The following is a 16,883-nucleotide window of genomic DNA, read 5'->3' on the forward strand; positions in this document are numbered from 1 at the left end:
ATCGATGACGCCGCTTCTCCGCCGGATAGGCACCGCCGTATTGCTGCTGGCCGTGTTCGTGCCGGCCGCATGGTGGGCGCCCACATGGTTGTGGGGGGTCCTGATGGCAGGCGTGGTGGGGATGGCGGCTTACGAATGGGCGCGCCTGAGCCATTTTCCACCGCTGTCTGCGCGTGTCTATGCCATCTTGCTGACGCTGTGCGCGCTGGTGTTGCCGTATGGGCTGGCCGGAGGCTGGCCAGCTTTCCAGACCGCCCTGATTGTTCTGGCCATCGTTTTCTGGTTGCTGGTTGCCCCCCTGTGGCTGTTGGGACGCTGGAAGGCATCCCACGTGTTCGTGCGTGCCGCGATCGGGGTCGTGATTCTGCTGCCGACCTGGGCGGCGTTGCTCTATTTGCGTGCGCGCGGGCCTGCCGTACTACTGGGCGTGATGGCGGTCGTCTGGATCGCCGATACCGCTGCTTATTTCTCCGGGCGCCTGTTCGGACGTCATAAGCTTGCACCCGCCATCAGTCCCGGCAAGACCTGGGAAGGCGTGGGAGGGGCGCTCGTGGCACTGGCCGTGTATGCCGTCGCCTTGAGTCTGTGGAGTGCCCTGCCTGTGCGGCCCCTGCTTTTCATGGTGTGGGGGCTGCTCTACCTGTCGGTACTGGGCGATCTGTTCGAGTCGTGGATCAAGCGTATGTCGGGCATGAAAGATAGTGGCGACACGTTGCCGGGTCACGGCGGCGTGCTCGACCGGATCGATGCACTGACTTCCACCTTGCCGATTGCCACGGGCATGTGGATGTGGCTGGAACATTCCACATGAATGAAAGCGGCATGAAACCGCGTGTCCTCACCATCCTGGGCGCCACCGGCACCATCGGCGTCAACACGCTCGATGTCGTGGCGCGTCACCCCGATCGTTTCAAGGTGTTCGCCCTTAGCGGCGCGACCCAGGTCGAACGCATGGTGGAGCAGATTCGCACGCACCGTCCACGTTTCGCGGTGATGAGCGAGCCTGCCGCCGCCGCTGCCCTGCGCGATCGGGTGACTGCCGAAAGTTTGGCGGTCGAGGTACTCGAGGGCGCGACCGCGCTGGCCGAGGTGTCGATCGCACCCGAGGTTGACACCGTGATGGCGGCGATCGTGGGCGCGGCAGGCCTGCCAGCGACGCTGGCAGCGGCCCAGGCCGGCAAGCGGATTCTGCTGGCCAACAAGGAGACCCTGGTGGTGTCCGGCCAGCTGTTCATGGACGCCGTTGCCGCCAGCGGCGCCGAGCTGCTGCCGATCGATTCCGAGCACAACGCCATCTTCCAGGCTTTGCCGCGCGACTTCGATGGCGACTTCCAGCGTGCCGGGGTGAGGGCGCTGTGGCTGACCGCATCCGGCGGCCCATTCCGCACGCTGTCGGCCGAGGCGATCGCCGCCGCCACCCCCGCGCAAGCGGTGGCCCACCCCAACTGGGTGATGGGCAGGAAGATATCGGTTGACTCGGCCAGCCTGATGAACAAGGGCCTGGAGGTGATCGAGGCGCGCTGGCTGTTCAATGCGCGCCCCGAGCAGATCAAGGTGGTGGTACATCCGCAGAGCATCGTGCATTCGATGGTCGAATACGCCGACGGCTCGGTGATCGCGCAGATGGGCACGCCCGACATGCGCACGCCGATCGCGTACGCGCTGGGTTTTCCCGAGCGCATCGACGCCGGTGTGTCGGGGCTCGAACTGATGGGCAGGCAGCTGACCTTCGAGGCGCCCGACACGGCGCGCTTCCCCTGTCTGCAACTGGCCTTCGACGCACTCGCCGCGGGCGGCAACGCCGCGGCAGTGTTGAATGCTGCCAACGAAGTCGCGGTAGCACGTTTTCTCGACGGCGTAGTTCCGTTCCCCGCCATCGCCGCCAGCATTGCCCACGCGCTGGACACGCTGGCGGGTGGCCCGGCGGCCACGCTGGACGACCTGCTCGAGACCGACCGCCAGGCACGCCGTGTGGCGGGCGCCTATCTGGAGACTTGCGCATGAGCGTGCTACATACCGTTGTATGGTTTTTGGTCGCTATCGCCATTCTGGTGGTGGTACACGAATTCGGCCACTATCTGGCGGCCCGATTGGCTGGCGTCAAGGTTCTGCGTTTTTCGCTTGGATTCGGCAAACCGCTGTTCAGTCGCCGTTTCGGCCGCGACCAGACCGAATGGGCGCTTGCCGCGCTACCCTTTGGCGGTTACGTCAAGATGCTCGACGAACGCGAAGGCGAGGTCCCGGCCGCTGAGGCGCATCGCAGCTTCAATCGGGCGAGTGTCTGGCGCCGCATCGGCATCGTCGCGGCGGGCCCGATCGCCAATTTCCTGCTGGCCATCGTGTTCTACTGGGCGCTGTTCCTGCATGGCATGCCTGCGATGAAGCCGCTGATCGGCGAGCCGCCGGCCGGCACGCCGGCCGCGCAGGCGGGACTGGTGTCAGGGGATGAAATCCGCCGCGTCAATGGCGCCGACACCCCATCCTTCCAGGATCTGCGGCTGGAACTGCTGCGTGCCGGTGTGGCGGGTGATCCGCTTGCGCTGGAATTGGCCGATGGCCGCAGCGTACGGCTTGACGCACCGCCCATGGATACCGAGAACCTGGAACGGGACACCCTGCGCCCGCTCGGGATCGTGCGTTACGACCCCGAGATCGATCCGGTCATCGGCGAGGTGCTGCCCGGCGGCGCGGCGGCGCGGGCAGACTTCCAGAGCGGAGACCGGCTGATCGCCGCCAACGGGGAAGCCGTGGCGACCTGGCAGGACTGGGTGAACTTGATTCGCCAGCATCCGTCGCAATCCTTGCGTATCGAATACGAACGCGAGGGGAAAATGCGCGAATTGACGGTCGTGCCCGATACAGTGGATGAGAATGGCCAGCGTGTCGGGAAGATCGGCGCCGGTCCCAAGGTCGATCCTTCGTTGATGGACGACCTGATGACCGAGGTGCGTTACGGCCCGGTCGAGGCGCTGGGACGTGGCGCTGAAAAAACCTGGGACATGAGCCTGTTCACGCTGGAGATGATGGGGCGTATGGTGCTGGGACAGGTATCCTGGAAAAACCTGTCTGGTCCGCTGACCATTGCCGACTATGCCGGCCAGAGCGCCACGCTCGGGTGGATCAGTTTTGTCGGATTTCTGGCGCTGGTGAGCGTGAGTCTGGGGGTGCTGAATCTGCTGCCCGTCCCGCTGTTGGATGGGGGGCACCTCATGTATTATGTTGCCGAAGTTTTGACCGGTCGCCCGGTGTCCGAGCGCACCATGGAAATAGGGAGCCGAGTCGGCATGATGCTCCTGCTTCTGCTGATGTCGTTTGCCCTGTTCAACGATTTGCAACGCCTGATAGGCGGATGATAACAACCATGATCCTGAACCGTTTGACGCTTGCCCTTGCCGTCGTATTCGCCGCGCAGCCCGTATTCGCAGCAGAGCCCTTTGTCGTCAAGGACATCCGGGTCGAAGGGATCCAGCGCACCGAGGCGGGCACGGTATTCAGCTACCTGCCGGTCAAGGTCGGCGACACGATGACCGACGAGAAGACCGCCGCGGCGATCAAGGCGCTTTACGCCACCGGTTTTTTCAAGGATGTACGGCTGGAAGCGCGCGACGGTGTGGTGATCGTCACGGTCGAGGAGCGTCCTTCGATCGCCACGATCACCCTCACCGGCATCAAGGAGTTTTCGCAGGATGATTTGAAGAAAGGGCTCAAGGACACCGGACTGGCGGAAGGCCGTGTGCTCGACCGCTCTCTCCTGGACAAGGCCGAGCAGGAATTGCAGCGGCAATACTTCAACCGCGGCAAGTATGCGGTCGAAATCAAATCCACCCTGACGCCGCTGGAGCGCAACCGCGTCGCCGTGCAGTTCGACGTGGTGGAAGGCAACAGCGCAAAGATTCAGCAAATCAACATTGTCGGCAACCAGGCGTTCAAGGAAAAGGAACTGCTGAAGCAGTTCACCTCGACCACGCCGGGCTGGCTGACCTGGTACACCAAGAACGACCAGTATTCCAAGACGCGCCTGGCCGGCGACATCGAGGCCCTGCGCTCGTTCTACCTCAATCGCGGTTACCTCGAGTTCAATGTCGATTCCACCCAGGTGTCGATTTCTCCGGACAAGCAGGGCATCTACATCACCGTCAATGTGACCGAGGGACCCCAGTACAAGGTATCCGACGTCAAGCTGGCCGGGCAGATGCTGGTGCCGGAAACCGAACTGAAAAAGCTCATCACCATCAAGCCAGGCGAGGTATTCGCGCGCGACCGTCTGACCGAGACCACGAAAGCCATTGGCGACCGTCTTGGCAACGACGGCTATGCCTTCGCCAACGTCAACGCGGTGCCCGACCTCGACAAGGACAAGCGCACGGTCGCGTTCACCCTGTTCGTCGATCCGGGCCGCCGCGTGTACGTGAATCGCGTCAACGTCTCGGGCAACACCAAGACCCGCGACGAAGTGGTGCGCCGCGAAGTGCGCCAGATGGAAGGCGCGTATTACGACGCCGAAAAGATCAACCTGTCGCGCGACCGTCTCAATCGCCTGGGTTACTTCAACGAAGTGAATATCGAGACCCCGGCGGTGCAGGGCACCACCGACCAGGTCGACGTCAACGTGGGCGTGACCGAGAAATCTACTGGCAGCGTGATGTTAGGCGCCGGCTTTTCGTCGTCCGAGGGAGTGGTGCTGTCGGGCTCGGTCTCGCAGAGCAACGTGTTCGGAACCGGTAACCGGCTGTCGGCGCAGATCAACTCGGGCAGCGTCAACACCGTGTATGCGCTGTCGTTCACCAATCCTTATTACACCATCGATGGCGTCAGCCTGGGCTATGACCTGTATCGCCGCGACGTCGATGCCACCTCGCTTTCCAATGTCGGCGCCTACAAGACTTCGACCTATGGCGCGGGCGTGCGATTCGGCCTGCCGGTGAACGAGCGCGATTTCGTCTCGCTCGGCCTGACCTACGAGCAGACTTCGCTGACCACCTATTCGGACAGCCCGGTGCAGTACACGCGATTCGTCAACGAGTTCGGCAAGGACAACGATACCGTGCGTCTGGATACGTCCTGGGCGCGCGATACCCGCAACAGCTACCTGTTCCCGACCAAGGGCTTGATGCAGCGGGTGGCGGCCGAGGTGGGCACACCGGGCGGCAGCCTGCAGTACTACAAACTGTCGTTCCAGCACCAGCAATATATCCCGCTGAGCAAGAGCTTCACCCTGATGTTGAATGGCGAGGTGGGGATAGGCGACGGCCTGTCCGGCAAGCCCTTGCCGTTCTTCAAGAACTTCTATGCGGGTGGCAACAGTTCGGTGCGCGGATTCAAGACGGGTACCCTGGGGCCCAAGGACGCGAACGGGGATGCGCTGGGCGGCGACAAGCGCGTGGTCGGTAATGCGGAAATCTTCTTCCCGCTACCGGGTCTCAAGGACGACCAGTCGCTGCGCATGTCGGCGTTTGTCGATGCGGGCGCCACCTTCGGCCCCGACGACAGGGACAACCTGTACAAGACGTTCGCATTCGGCGACTTGCGCTATTCGGCGGGGATTGCCGTACTCTGGGTTTCGCCGCTCGGCCCGCTCAAATTCAGCCTGGCGCAACCGATCGTCAAGAAGACGGGCGACAAAGCTGAAATGTTTCAATTCACCCTTGGCAATGTGTTCTGAGGGTAAGCCGTTACTGGAGTATTCATGATGAAGTTCAAGCAGCTGGTAGTTTCCCTGATCCTTGCGTCTGCGTTCGCGGCCGCGCCCGTCCTGGCTGACACCAAGATCGGCTTCGTCAACACCGAGAGATTGCTGCGCGAGGCGCCTCTGTCGATTGCCGCGCAGAAAAAGCTGGAGCGCGAGTTCGCCGGACGCGACCAGGAACTGCAGAAACTGGCCAAGCAGGCCCGTGACCTGCAGGCGCAGCTCGACAAGGATGGCGTGACCATGTCAGACAGCGACCGCAAGTCGAAGGAACGCGACCTCAACAATCTCAACCTCGAGTTGCAGCGCAAGGGGCGCGAATTCCGCGAAGACCTCAACCTGCGCCGCAACGAAGAATTGGGCCAGATCCAGGAACGTGCACGCAAGGCGATCCAGGACATCGCCAAGACGGAGAAATTCGACCTGATCGTCGAGCAGGCCGTATACGTCGATCCCAGGAACGACATCACCGATCGCGTGATGAAGGCTCTGGGTGGGAAATAAACGTGGCCGTGGAAAATAAACTCGGCCACGGAAGATAAGCAGCCAATGGCCTCTACGCTGACCGAACTGGTTGCGCGTTTTGGCGGGGAGTTGCTGGGCGATGGCAGTATCACGATTCGCCAGGTTGCGCCGCTGAATCAGGCGCAGGCGGACGAGATCGGCTTTGTCTCGCAAGCCAAGTATTTGGCTCAGCTGGCCGACACGCATGCCGCCGCAGTGATCCTGCCGCTGGAGGCGCGCGACGCGACTACGCTGCCGCGCATTCTCACGCCCAACCCTTACCTGTATTTCGCGCGCGTCTCGGCCCTGCTGAATCCGCCGCCGCACCCGCCTGCGGGCATCCATCCCGCGGCGACGGTTGCAGGTGACGCCAGGATTGCTGCCGGCGCCAGCATTGGCCCCGGCGCGGTGATCGGCGCCGGGGCCGTGGTTGGCGCACGCACGGTGGTCGGGCCCAACTGCGTCGTCGGCGACCATGCGCGCATCGGCGACGACTGCCTGCTGCACGCCAACGTCACGCTGTATCACCGCTGCGAAGTGGGCGACCGTGCCATCCTGCATGCGGGCTGCGTGATCGGCGCGGACGGCTTTGGTTTTGCGCCGAACGACGGCCGTTGGGAAAAAATCCCGCAGATCGGCCGGGTGCTGATCGGCGACGACGTCGAAGTCGGCGCCTGCACCACCATCGACCGCGGCGCGCTGGAGGACACGGTGATCGAGGAGGGCGTCAAGCTCGACAACCTGATCCAGGTGGCGCACAACGTGACGATCGGCGCGCATACGGCGATCGCCGCCTGTACCGGCATCGCCGGCAGCGCGAAGATCGGCCGCCACTGCACCATCGGCGGCGCGGCGATGATCTTCGGCCATATCGAGATCGCAGACGGCACCCGCATCTCGACCAATACGCTGATCACCAAATCGCTGCCGAAGGCGGGCACCTACACCTCGGCGCCGCCGTTCACCGAACACGAGGTCTGGCAGAAGAACGCCGTCCACATGCGCAATCTCGACAAGCTGGTGAACCGCATCAAGCAGCTCGAAAAACGCCTAACCGAACTGGAAAGCAAATCATGATCATGGACATCGAGCAGGTCATGCAGTACCTGCCGCATCGCTATCCCTTCCTTCTGATCGACAAGGTCATCGAACTCGAACTCGGTAAAAGCATCACCGCGATCAAGAATGTCACCATCAACGAGCCCTTTTTCCCGGGCCACTTCCCGGGGGCGCCGGTGATGCCGGGTGTGCTGATCCTGGAAGCGATGGCGCAGGCTGCGGGGATCCTGTCGTTCAAGACCAAGAATTACACGCCGGATCAGATCGGCATCATCTATTTCGCGGGCATCGACAATGCGCGCTTCAAGAAACCGGTCAGACCGGGCGACCAGCTGGTCCTCAAGGCGGAGATCGTGCGCGAGATGCGTGGCATCTGGAAGTACACCGGCCGGGCCGAAGTGGATGGCGCGCTGGTCGCCGAAGCCGAACTGATGGCCACGCTGCGCGACAAGCCCTGACATGGCGACGATACACCCCACCGCGCTGGTCGCGCCGGGCGCACGGCTTGCCGACGACGTCGACATCGGCCCCTACACGATCATCGGCGAGCACGTCGAGATCGGCGCCGGCACCACGGTCGGCGCCCATGCCGTCATCACCGGCCACACCCGGATCGGCGCACGCAACACGATCTTCCATTTCGTCTCGCTCGGCGAGGCGCCGCAGGACAAGAAATACGCCGGCGAACCGACCCGCCTGGAAATCGGCGACGACAACGTCATCCGCGAGTTCTGTACCTTCAACACCGGCACCGTGCAGGATCGCGGCGTCACCACCATCGGCAACCACAACTGGATCATGGCCTACGTCCATATCGCGCATGACTGCCTGGTGGGCGACCGCACCATCTTCGCCAACAACGCCTCGCTGGCGGGCCATGCCGAAGTCGGCGACTGGGCGATCCTCGGCGGCTTCACCGGCGTGCACCAATTCTGCAAGATCGGCGCGCATGTGATGACGGGTATCTCCAGCGTGGTGTTCAAGGACATTCCGCCCTTCGTCATGGCGTCGGGCCAGCCAGCCGCACCGCACGGACTCAACAGCGAAGGCCTCAAGCGGCGCGGGTTTTCCGCCGAAGCGCTGACCGCTCTCAAGCGCGCCTACAAGGCGCTTTATCGCGAGGGCAACACCCTGGCCGAAGCACAGGCCAAGCTCGCGCCAGAAGGCGTGAAGCATGCCGAAGTACAGCAGTTGCTCGATTTCCTCGCACGCGCCGAGCGCGGCATCATTCGGTGATCGATCTGGGCGTGGTCGCCGGCGAAGCGTCCGGCGATCTCCTGGGTGCGCACTTCATTGCCGCGCTGCAGCAAAGCCGCCCCGATTTGCAGGCTGCCGGCATTGCCGGCCCGCGCATGATCGAGATCGGCGTCAAGGCGATCTACCCGAGCGAGAAACTGGCGGTCAACGGCTATGTCGAGGTGCTGCGCCATTTGCCGGAATTGCTGTGGATCCGTTCGCGCATCACCCGTTATTTCCTGCGTGAACGGCCGCGTGCCTTCGTCGGCATCGACGCGCCGGACTTCAATTTCACGCTGGAAGCGAAGCTCAAGCAGGCCGGCATCCCCACCGTGCATTTCGTCAGCCCGTCGATCTGGGCGTGGCGACCCGAGCGGATTCATCGCATCAAGCAGGCGGTGTCGCACATGCTGGTGGTGTTCCCCTTCGAGGAAAAAATCTATCGGGATGCGGGCGTCCCAGTCACCTATGTCGGCCATCCGCTGGCCGACGTCATTCCACTGGAACCCGATACCGCCGGCGCACGGGTGGCGCTGGGCCTGCAGACGGGGCCGGTCGTCGCGCTGCTGCCAGGCAGCCGGCTGTCCGAGGTGACGCGTCATGCACGGCTGATGCTGGAGACCGCCGTGCGCGTCTTGCGTCATCATCCCGATGCACAGTTCGTGCTGCCTGCCGCAAGCGAAGCCGCCAGCCGGTTGATTCGACAGGCCGGGCAGGGACTGGACGTGCCGCTGCATATTCTAGCCGGGCAGTCGCATACCGCGCTGGCGGCCTGCGACGTGGCATTGGTGGCGTCGGGTACGGCCACGCTCGAAGCTGCATTGTTCAAGAAACCGATGGCCATCACCTACCGCGTACCCGCACTGACCGCTCACCTGATGCGGAAAAAGGCACTGCTGCCCTGGATCGGACTACCGAACATCCTCGCGCACGATTTCGTGGTGCCGGAACGGGTACAGGAAGACGCGACGCCCGAAAACCTGGCAAACGACACTCTGGCGTGGCTCGACGATGCGCCGCGCCGGCGTGCAGTCGTCGAGACGTTTCGCGGCATTCACTTGAGCCTAAGGCAGGATGCCAGCGCACGCATTGCCGAGGCGATTGCACCTTACCTGGCGGCGGGGACATGAAATCGCGTTCATCCGTCGTTCTGCATGTTGGACCGCTTGGCTTGTGCGGCGTCGATGAGGCGGGCCGCGGGCCGCTGGCGGGACCCGTGATGGCCGCCGCCGTCATGCTCGATCCTGATGACCCCATAGCGGGCTTGCGCGATTCCAAGAAACTGTCCGCCGCTGCGCGCGAACGCCTGGCCGACGAGATTCGCGAACGGGCCATTGCCTGGTGCGTGGCCGAAGCCAGTGTTGCCGAAATCGACACGCTGAACATCCTGCATGCCACCATGCTGGCGATGCAACGCGCCGTGTTCGGGCTGGGACGCGTCCCGGACGACGTGTGGGTGGACGGCAATCGCTGCCCCGACTGGGCATGGCGTTCGCAAGCCGTGGTCAAGGGCGACGACAAGGTGGCGGCGATCGCCGCTGCCTCGATACTTGCCAAGACTGTGCGCGATCAATTCATGTGTCGCCTGCATGACGAATATCCCGTCTATGGCTTCGCCCGGCACATGGGCTACGGCACTGCCACCCATCTCGATGCATTGAAGGCCCACGGCGCCTGCCCGCAGCACCGCAGGAGCTTCGCCCCGGTTAAGAGCCTGTTCAAGTAGAAATCATGCTCCGCGTTGAGACCAGGATCGGATGGATGCAAGGCGCAGTGCGCAGGCAATGGCCATCCATTGCCAAGCGCTGCAACACCGCAGACGGCGCCCCGAAGTGCCGTCCGAGGAGCCCCGTTTGTGGCGATCGGACAGCGTAGGTATGCCGGCGACGCGCCCCGGGGCGCCTGCATCCCGCTCAGGGGTCGCACCTTGCTCCGCAAGGCACTGCTCCGCCCTGCGCGGTCGCATCCTGGTCTCAACCCGAAGGGCCAGTTGCCTGCGGGCGTTTATGCCCTCCGGGTGCATTGCGGTGTTACGGGTGACTCGTGGAGAATGACTCCACTTCGTTCCCTGCGCCTTGCACTGCATCCCGCCGGCAGTCGGCGCGGGGCATGGTTTCTATTTGAACAGGCTCCATTGTCCTCGACCAACCCCCTTTGTTCTGAAAGGAAATCGCGTGAACCTGACCTTGTTGTTGCATGTCCTAGGCATCGTCGTCTGGGTGGGCGGCATGTTCTTCGCCTACATGGCGTTGCGCCCGGTGGCGGCCAGTGTGCTGGAGCCGCCGCAACGCCTGACGCTGTGGGCCGGCGTGTTCGGCAAGTTCTTTCCGTGGGTGTGGGCTTCGGTTGTTCTGATCCTGCTGAGCGGCTTGCACATGCTGGTGAAGCTCGGCGGTGCCGCAGCGCCGCACTATGCGCTGACCATGCTGGTATTGGGCGTGGCGATGATGTTGATTTTCGCGCACGTGTTCTTCGCGCCATACAAGAAACTCAAGCGTGCGGTGGGCGCACAGGACTGGAAAGCGGGCGGCGCGGCGCTGGCGCAGATACGCAAACTGATCGGCATCAATCTCGCCATCGGGCTGCTGACGATTGCGGTCGTGTTTGTCGGGCGCGCGCTGATGTTGAACTAGACCACGATTCCACGCGTACTTCGGCACGTCGTGGCTTTCAGGGTTCGTCCTGCGGCGGCGCTGCGAGCAGTTGTCGCGCAACTTGCCGGATGGTTGCGGGTCGCGCCTCGCACTGCAGTTCGGCGTGAAACCGGCCGTCGCGATAGAGGTAGATCGTGGGCAGGTGGAAGATGCCGAAGTAGCGCGCCACCCCGGTGGCCTCGCTGACGTCCACTTCGTGGAATTCGGCGGCCAGGCCGGCGAGCGCCTGCGGCAACAATTGTTTCCATGCCCGGCATGCGCCGCAGTGCGGCGAGGTGAACAACACGATCCCGATACCGGAAGAGCCGGCGAGACGAGCATGGTAACTGCCTTCGGCCAGGCGTGAAAACTCAGCCGCGGCAAGCAGATCCCGACTGGTAGAATCGCGGTTTTCCTCGCGGCTGACGCTCATGCTGTTTCTCGAACTCTTCGGTTATCTGCTGCTCATCCTCGTGGCGGCGGAAGTCTTTGTCAACGCGCTCGAACACCTGGGCGAGAAGCTGCACATCTCGGAAGGCGTGACCGGTTCGCTGTTCGCGGCGATCGGCACTGCCATGCCCGAAACTCTGGTGCCGCTGCTGGCGATCTTTGGCGGCACCGGGAACACCGTCACCAACGAAGAAATCGGCGTCGGCGCCATCCTGGGGGCGCCGCTGATGCTGTCGACCCTGTCGCTGTCGCTGATGAGCGTGGCCGTGCTGAAACGCCGCGGTATCCAGGGCCATCTCACGCCCGAGAAGACCGGGCTCAAGCGCGATCTGGATTTCTTCCTGATGGCTTTCCTGCTGGCGTTTGTCGCCATGTTCGTTCCGCACGGCGACGGGTGGGTGCGCGTTGCGCTCGCCTTCGTCATGGTGATGATCTATTTCTTCTACGTGATGCTGACCCTGCGTGCATCGGCCAAACTGGTCGAAGACGGGCATGCGACCGAGGCAGGGTCGCCGATGCTGCTGTCGCGCCTGGGTTTTCCGCAGAACCTGTTCTTCATCGTGGTGCAATTGGCGCTGGTGCTGGCGCTGCTGGTCGGGGGGGCCAAGGGTTTCATCCACGGCGTCGAGCTGGCCGCACCCATCATCGGTATCTCCGCGCTGCTGCTGTCGCTGATGATCATCCCGATCGCGACCGAGTTGCCGGAAAAGGTGAATTCGATCCTGTGGATACGCAAGCGCAAGGACACGCTGGCGTTCGGCAACATCACCGGCGCCATGGTGTTCCAGGGCACGCTGCTTCCCGCCATCGGGATTTCGCTGACGCCATGGGCGCCGCAAAAGGAAGTCCTGCTGGGTGTGGTGATCACGCTGGTCGCGGCATTCTGGCTGCGCTGGGCTGCCTTGAACGGCGGCTTGCGCGTGTGGCACCTGTTCGTCAACGGAGCACTGTATGTCGCCTATCTGACGGCAGTGCTGGTCTGAGAAATCGGCGCGTGCAATAAAAAAACGGCGGGACTCCCCGCCGTTGTTCATTGGTTGCAACCAACGCTCAGACCGTTCGCCGGCGTGCGGCGAATCCGACCAGTCCCAGTCCTGCCAGCAGCATCGCCCAGGTATCGGCTTCCGGTACAGCGGTGACCTGCCAGCCGATGTCCTGCATGGCGGCGAAATCGAGGTCAGTAAAGTGTTTGCGCTGGCCGTTGTAGATGGCGGGGCTCATCGCGGTTTCCTGGCTGACGCCATTGGCGGTGCTGAGCGTGCCGTCCGCCCAGTGGCCGAGATCGGCGGACAGCGCGACCGAGCCCGTGCTTGCGCCAATGAAGTCGGTGCCGAACGTCAGGGCTGCGAAGGAATCGGAGGTGCCGAACCCGAGGACGTGGGCCAGTTCGTGCACGGCAACCGAGTAGAAGTCGTATTCGGATGAATTGAGGCCGGCCGCGGTCTGGCCGAAGTACCAGTTGGTCGAAGCGTTATCGAAGCTGATCGAGCCGCCCCACGGCGCGACATCGACGGCGTCGCGGGACAGCAAGGCGCCGTTGCTGTCGTACAGGTTCTGCGTTTCGCCCTGCCCGCGTTGCGTGTCGGTGTTGCAGAAACTGCTGAAGCCGGAGCAGTTGTAGCCGCCCGGACCGCCGATTCCCAGGGTCGAGCCGCCCAGATTGGCGGCGCCGGCATAGATGCGGATGACATCGGTGGCCACGCTCTGGTTGCTCAACGTGACATCGGCCCCGGGCGTGGAAGGATTGAAGAATACCGTACTGAAATGGTTGGGCCCGGACGACGTGATCGCGGTCAGATTGTCCGCAAAACGCGTCTCGAACACGGACGCGGCGGCATTCAGCGTGGCGACGCTGTCGGGGTTGGACGAAAAGAAATTGGACGTGTCGTAGCTGAAGTCGAACTGGATATCGATATTCGCTAGCGCGGATTGCGCGGCGGCCAGCAGGCTCAGGCTGGCCAAGGTTCTTGTAAGCATGTTTCCCCCTCGGGTGGATCGGTTGATACACATCCGCTTATCGTTTTACACGAGTGTAAAACAAGCGCAGGAGACCGACCAGCGATTCAGCGGCCCGATTATGCGTCTTTCGGCGCAGCGGCGGCCGGCGGCTCGCGACGGAACGGGGTCTCGAGTTCGTCCATGTAGTGGCCGATGGCATCGGTCTCGCGTTCGAGGAAACGGTCGACCGCTTCGCGGAATTCAGTATTCTCCAGCCAGTGCCAGGAATGCGTGGCAGTGGGGACAAGGCCGCGCGCGAGCTTGTGCTCGCCCTGTGCGCCGCCTTCGAATACCGAAAGCCCGTGCGCGATGGCATATTCGATGCCCTGCTGGTAGCAGGTCTCGAAATGCAGTCCGGGCAGGTATTCCAGCGTGCCCCAGTGGCGGCCGTACAGACGCTGGCCATCTTTCATGCAGAACGAGCAGGCGACAGGCTCGCCGTCCTTGTCCGCAATGATGAGCACCAGATTGTCGGGCAGGGTCGCGCGCAGTCCGGCAAAGAAAGCCCGGTTGAGGTGCGGCTCGCTGCGGTGGCGGGCGTAGGTGTCGGCATAGCAGCGATAGAAATGGTCCCAGTCGGCATCCGTGCTCTCCGCGCCATCGACCCAGCGGAACGTCACGCCGAGGTGGGCGAGCTTCTTTCTTTCCTGACGGATTTTCTTGCGCTTGTCGTGTGTCATCGCGGCGAGAAACGCGTCGAAATCGGCATAGCCCGTGTTATTCCAGTGGAACTGGAAGCCGCTGCGATGCATGAGCGGCGTCGCTTCGAGCGCGGCGTGGTCTGGCGCGGTCGGGAAGAGGATGTGAAAGGACGAGAATCCCAGGTCACGGGTGAGCTTCAAGGCTGCCTGGATCAGCGTCGTGCGGTCAGCATCGTTCTTTGCCAGCAGGCGCGGCCCGGGGACCGGCGAGAAGGGGACGCAGCACACCAGCTTGGGGTAATAATTCAAGCCATGCCGGCGGTAGGCATCAGCCCATGCCCAATCGAACACGAACTCGCCCCAGGAGTGGTGCTTGACGTAAAGCGGCATCGCGGCGTCGAGATGGCCATTGCGGAACAGCGCAAGGTGCACCGGCTCCCAACCGATGTCGGGCCCCACGCAGCCGGTGGCTTCCAGGGCATGCAGAAAGGCGTGCTGCAGGAAAGGCGAATCGCCGGCCAGGGTATTCCAGGCGTCGGCGGACAGTTCCGCAATGCGCGGAATGACGCGGATGACAACTTCCGCATCGGAGGGGTTTGCTTCAAAATGCACGTTTTGGCGAGCTTCCATCGAAAAACAAATGAACCTGCATGAATATCAGGCCAAACAAATCCTGCGGTCGGGCAACATTAACACGCCGCGCGGCCTTGCAGCAGCGAGCGCCGAGGCCGCGGTTGACGCCGCGAACGAACTGGGCGGCGACGCCTGGGTGGTGAAGGCACAGATCCACGCCGGCGGGCGCGGTAAGGCAGGCGGCGTCAAGGTGGTCAAAAGCCTCGACGATGTGCGCGCGATGGCCGGTTCGCTGCTCGGCAAGCCACTGGTGACTAACCAGAATGCCCCCGACGGCCAGCCCGTGAACCAGGTTCTGGTGGAAGAGACGCTGCCGATCGCGCGTGAGCTGTACCTGTCGCTGCTGGTGGATCGCGAGACCGAGCGCGTCGCCATCGTGGCTTCCGCCGCCGGCGGCATGGACATCGAGGAGGTGGCGCATGCCACGCCGGAAAAGGTCCTGACCGAGGCCTGCGATCCCTTGCTGGGCGTGCAGGACTTCCAGTGCCGCGCGCTGGCCTTCGCGCTGGAACTGACAGGCGAGGCCTACAAGGATTTCTGCCGCCTGCTGCCGCAGCTGTACCGGGTGTTCATCGCCAATGATCTCTCCCTGCTCGAGATCAACCCGCTGGTGGTAACGGCTGACAACCGTGTGCTACCGCTCGACTGCAAGATGAGCGTCGACGACAACGCGCTCTACCGCCGCAAGACGCTGAGCGAGCTGCGGGACGACAGCCAGATCGACGCCAAGGAAGCCGCCGCCAATGCGGCCAACGTGAACTACGTCGCGCTCACCGGCAATATCGGCTGCATGGTCAACGGTGCCGGGCTGGCAATGGCGACGATGGATCTGATTCAATTAGAGGGCGGCACGCCCGCCAATTTCCTCGACGTCGGCGGCGGCGCCACGCCGGAGACGGTGGCGCAGGGCTTCAAGATCATCCTGCTCGACCCCAACGTGCGCGCAGTGCTGATCAACATTTTCGGCGGCATCGTGCGCTGCGACGTGATCGCCGAAGGCATCATCCAGGCGGTGAAGGAAGTCGGCGTGAAAGTACCGGTGATCGTGCGGCTGGAAGGCACCAATGCCGAACTGGGCCGCAGGTTGCTGGCCGAATCGGGGCTGGCGATTCTGGCAGCGGAAAGCCTTACTCAGGCAGCAAAACTCGCCGTGGAGCAAGCAGCATGAGCATCCTCGTCAACAAGGACACCAAGGTCATCTGCCAGGGCTTCACCGGCAGGCAAGGCAGTTTCCATTCCGAGCAGGCGATTGCCTACGGCACGCGGATGGTCGGCGGCGTCACGCCCGGCAAGGGCGGGCAGACGCATCTTGGCCTGCCTGTTTTCAATACCGTGCGCGACGCGGTGCGGCAGACCGGTGCGCAGGCGACGATGATCTACGTACCGGCCGCGTTCGCCGCCGACTCGATCCTGGAAGCCGCAGACGCCGGCATCGAGGTGATCGTCTGCATCACCGAGGGCATTCCGGTGCTCGACATGCTGAACGTGAAAGCCGCGCTGCGTGCCAACGGCGCCCGGTTGATCGGACCCAACTGCCCCGGCATCATCACCTCGGGCGAATGCAAGATCGGCATCATGCCCGGCGTGATCCACCAGAAAGGCAAGGTCGGCATCGTCTCGCGCTCCGGCACGCTCACCTACGAAGCAGTGCACCAGACCACGCAGTTGGGGCTGGGCCAGTCGACCTGCGTCGGTATCGGCGGCGACCCGATCAAGGGGCTGGATTTCATCGACTGCCTCAAACTGTTCGAAGCCGATCCACAGACCGAAGCGGTGATCCTGGTCGGCGAAATCGGCGGTAGCCGCGAAGAAGAGGCCGCCGAGTACATCCGTTCGAGCATGAAGAAACCCGTGGCGGCCTACATCGCCGGACGCACCGCGCCAAAGGGCAAGCGCATGGGCCATGCGGGTGCGATCATCGCCGGCGGCACCGGCACGGCCGATGCCAAGATCCGCGCGCTGGAAACGGCGGGCGTCGTCGTTGCGCTCAGCCCTGCCGCGCTGGGCGATGCGGTGCAACAGGCACTCGCGGCGCGATGAACC

Annotated in this window: 17 protein-coding genes; 14 read left to right on the forward strand and 3 right to left on the reverse strand. The window is 63.4% G+C overall.

Annotation, left to right across the window (positions count from 1 at the left end; all coding sequences use genetic code 11):
* The first annotated feature begins 4 nt into the window (after nucleotides 1–4).
* From B058_RS0106245 to B058_RS0106295, 11 genes are all read left to right on the forward strand, one after another.
* On the forward strand, nucleotides 5–811 hold the full coding sequence (locus B058_RS0106245) for a phosphatidate cytidylyltransferase (protein ID WP_018507620.1): 807 nt from the start codon (nucleotides 5–7) through the stop codon (nucleotides 809–811).
* 11 nt (nucleotides 812–822) lie between these two features.
* Entirely contained in the window at nucleotides 823–2,004 is a 1,182-nt protein-coding gene (gene ispC, locus B058_RS0106250; RefSeq protein ID WP_040723672.1) for a 1-deoxy-D-xylulose-5-phosphate reductoisomerase, read from the forward strand.
* Nucleotides 2,001–3,353, forward strand: coding sequence for an RIP metalloprotease RseP (gene rseP / locus B058_RS0106255; protein ID WP_018507622.1), 1,353 nt, complete (start codon nucleotides 2,001–2,003; stop codon nucleotides 3,351–3,353). The genes ispC and rseP overlap by 4 nt, the downstream gene beginning before the upstream one ends.
* Nucleotides 3,354–3,361: 8 nt before the next feature.
* Nucleotides 3,362–5,662: an outer membrane protein assembly factor BamA gene (gene bamA, locus B058_RS0106260; protein WP_018507623.1), complete on the forward strand. Its 2,301-nt coding sequence runs from the start codon at nucleotides 3,362–3,364 to the stop codon at nucleotides 5,660–5,662.
* Nucleotides 5,663–5,686: 24 nt separating this feature from the next.
* Nucleotides 5,687–6,190 (forward strand): OmpH/Skp family outer membrane protein, encoded by a 504-nt coding sequence (locus B058_RS0106265; RefSeq protein ID WP_018507624.1) that lies wholly within the window; start codon nucleotides 5,687–5,689, stop codon nucleotides 6,188–6,190.
* Nucleotides 6,191–6,235: 45 nt separating this feature from the next.
* Nucleotides 6,236–7,267 carry a UDP-3-O-(3-hydroxymyristoyl)glucosamine N-acyltransferase gene (gene lpxD / locus B058_RS0106270; RefSeq protein ID WP_018507625.1) on the forward strand — a complete coding sequence of 344 codons (1,032 nt, stop codon included), beginning with the start codon at nucleotides 6,236–6,238 and terminating at the stop codon, nucleotides 7,265–7,267.
* Nucleotides 7,264–7,707 carry a 3-hydroxyacyl-ACP dehydratase FabZ gene (gene fabZ / locus B058_RS0106275; RefSeq protein WP_018507626.1) on the forward strand — a complete coding sequence of 148 codons (444 nt, stop codon included), beginning with the start codon at nucleotides 7,264–7,266 and terminating at the stop codon, nucleotides 7,705–7,707. Before lpxD ends, fabZ begins: the two co-directional genes overlap by 4 nt.
* A 1-nt stretch (nucleotide 7,708) precedes the next feature.
* Nucleotides 7,709–8,485 carry an acyl-ACP--UDP-N-acetylglucosamine O-acyltransferase gene (gene lpxA / locus B058_RS0106280; RefSeq protein ID WP_018507627.1) on the forward strand — a complete coding sequence of 259 codons (777 nt, stop codon included), beginning with the start codon at nucleotides 7,709–7,711 and terminating at the stop codon, nucleotides 8,483–8,485.
* Entirely contained in the window at nucleotides 8,482–9,615 is a 1,134-nt protein-coding gene (lpxB, locus tag B058_RS0106285; protein WP_018507628.1) for a lipid-A-disaccharide synthase, read from the forward strand. The genes lpxA and lpxB overlap by 4 nt, the downstream gene beginning before the upstream one ends.
* Entirely contained in the window at nucleotides 9,612–10,211 is a 600-nt protein-coding gene (rnhB, locus tag B058_RS0106290; protein ID WP_018507629.1) for a ribonuclease HII, read from the forward strand. Before lpxB ends, rnhB begins: the two co-directional genes overlap by 4 nt.
* Nucleotides 10,212–10,659: 448 nt before the next feature.
* Nucleotides 10,660–11,118: a DUF4149 domain-containing protein gene (locus B058_RS0106295; RefSeq protein WP_018507630.1), complete on the forward strand. Its 459-nt coding sequence runs from the start codon at nucleotides 10,660–10,662 to the stop codon at nucleotides 11,116–11,118.
* 37 nt (nucleotides 11,119–11,155) lie between these two features.
* On the opposite strand, the gene B058_RS0106300 is transcribed toward B058_RS0106295, so the two are convergent.
* Nucleotides 11,156–11,551: a thioredoxin family protein gene (locus B058_RS0106300; RefSeq protein WP_018507631.1), complete on the reverse strand. Its 396-nt coding sequence runs from the start codon at nucleotides 11,549–11,551 to the stop codon at nucleotides 11,156–11,158.
* Between B058_RS0106300 and B058_RS0106305 the strand changes: the two genes are divergently transcribed.
* Complete coding sequence (locus B058_RS0106305; protein WP_018507632.1) at nucleotides 11,550–12,551, forward strand: sodium:calcium antiporter; 1,002 nt, start codon at nucleotides 11,550–11,552, stop codon at nucleotides 12,549–12,551. The genes B058_RS0106300 and B058_RS0106305 overlap by 2 nt on opposite strands.
* Nucleotides 12,552–12,618: 67 nt before the next feature.
* Here the strand turns inward: B058_RS0106305 and B058_RS0106310 are convergent, their stop codons facing one another.
* Both B058_RS0106310 and B058_RS0106315 read right to left on the reverse strand, forming a co-directional pair.
* Nucleotides 12,619–13,545, reverse strand: coding sequence for a PEPxxWA-CTERM sorting domain-containing protein (locus tag B058_RS0106310; RefSeq protein ID WP_051082045.1), 927 nt, complete (start codon nucleotides 13,543–13,545; stop codon nucleotides 12,619–12,621).
* 98 nt (nucleotides 13,546–13,643) lie between these two features.
* Nucleotides 13,644–14,837 carry a GNAT family N-acetyltransferase gene (locus tag B058_RS0106315; RefSeq protein ID WP_018507634.1) on the reverse strand — a complete coding sequence of 398 codons (1,194 nt, stop codon included), beginning with the start codon at nucleotides 14,835–14,837 and terminating at the stop codon, nucleotides 13,644–13,646.
* 10 nt (nucleotides 14,838–14,847) lie between these two features.
* On the opposite strand from B058_RS0106315, the gene sucC reads away from it, so the two are divergent.
* Together sucC and sucD are read left to right on the forward strand one after the other, a co-directional pair.
* Nucleotides 14,848–16,008 carry an ADP-forming succinate--CoA ligase subunit beta gene (gene sucC, locus B058_RS0106320; protein WP_018507635.1) on the forward strand — a complete coding sequence of 387 codons (1,161 nt, stop codon included), beginning with the start codon at nucleotides 14,848–14,850 and terminating at the stop codon, nucleotides 16,006–16,008.
* Nucleotides 16,005–16,880 (forward strand): succinate--CoA ligase subunit alpha, encoded by an 876-nt coding sequence (sucD, locus tag B058_RS0106325; RefSeq protein WP_018507636.1) that lies wholly within the window; start codon nucleotides 16,005–16,007, stop codon nucleotides 16,878–16,880. The genes sucC and sucD overlap by 4 nt, the downstream gene beginning before the upstream one ends.
* The last annotated feature ends 3 nt before the right edge of the window (nucleotides 16,881–16,883 follow it).

It is taken from the genome of Thiobacillus thioparus DSM 505 (assembly GCF_000373385.1).
Taxonomy (GTDB): domain Bacteria; phylum Pseudomonadota; class Gammaproteobacteria; order Burkholderiales; family Thiobacillaceae; genus Thiobacillus; species Thiobacillus thioparus.

Bases quoted from the DNA above. Each gene is read 5' to 3' on its own strand.
- sucD (WP_018507636.1), top strand. From the start codon at position 16,005: ATGAGCATCCTCGTCAACAAGGACACCAAGGTCATCTGCCAGGGCTTC.
- B058_RS0106310 (WP_051082045.1), bottom strand. From the start codon at position 13,545: ATGCTTACAAGAACCTTGGCCAGCCTGAGCCTGCTGGCCGCCGCGCAA.
- fabZ (WP_018507626.1), top strand. From the start codon at position 7,264: ATGATCATGGACATCGAGCAGGTCATGCAGTACCTGCCGCATCGCTAT.
- B058_RS0106245 (WP_018507620.1), top strand. From the start codon at position 5: ATGACGCCGCTTCTCCGCCGGATAGGCACCGCCGTATTGCTGCTGGCC.
- rnhB (WP_018507629.1), top strand. From the start codon at position 9,612: ATGAAATCGCGTTCATCCGTCGTTCTGCATGTTGGACCGCTTGGCTTG.
- sucC (WP_018507635.1), top strand. From the start codon at position 14,848: ATGAACCTGCATGAATATCAGGCCAAACAAATCCTGCGGTCGGGCAAC.
- rseP (WP_018507622.1), top strand. From the start codon at position 2,001: ATGAGCGTGCTACATACCGTTGTATGGTTTTTGGTCGCTATCGCCATT.
- lpxA (WP_018507627.1), top strand. From the start codon at position 7,709: ATGGCGACGATACACCCCACCGCGCTGGTCGCGCCGGGCGCACGGCTT.
- B058_RS0106305 (WP_018507632.1), top strand. From the start codon at position 11,550: ATGCTGTTTCTCGAACTCTTCGGTTATCTGCTGCTCATCCTCGTGGCG.
- B058_RS0106315 (WP_018507634.1), bottom strand. From the start codon at position 14,837: ATGGAAGCTCGCCAAAACGTGCATTTTGAAGCAAACCCCTCCGATGCG.
- ispC (WP_040723672.1), top strand. From the start codon at position 823: ATGAAACCGCGTGTCCTCACCATCCTGGGCGCCACCGGCACCATCGGC.
- B058_RS0106265 (WP_018507624.1), top strand. From the start codon at position 5,687: ATGATGAAGTTCAAGCAGCTGGTAGTTTCCCTGATCCTTGCGTCTGCG.
- bamA (WP_018507623.1), top strand. From the start codon at position 3,362: ATGATCCTGAACCGTTTGACGCTTGCCCTTGCCGTCGTATTCGCCGCG.
- B058_RS0106300 (WP_018507631.1), bottom strand. From the start codon at position 11,551: ATGAGCGTCAGCCGCGAGGAAAACCGCGATTCTACCAGTCGGGATCTG.
- lpxD (WP_018507625.1), top strand. From the start codon at position 6,236: ATGGCCTCTACGCTGACCGAACTGGTTGCGCGTTTTGGCGGGGAGTTG.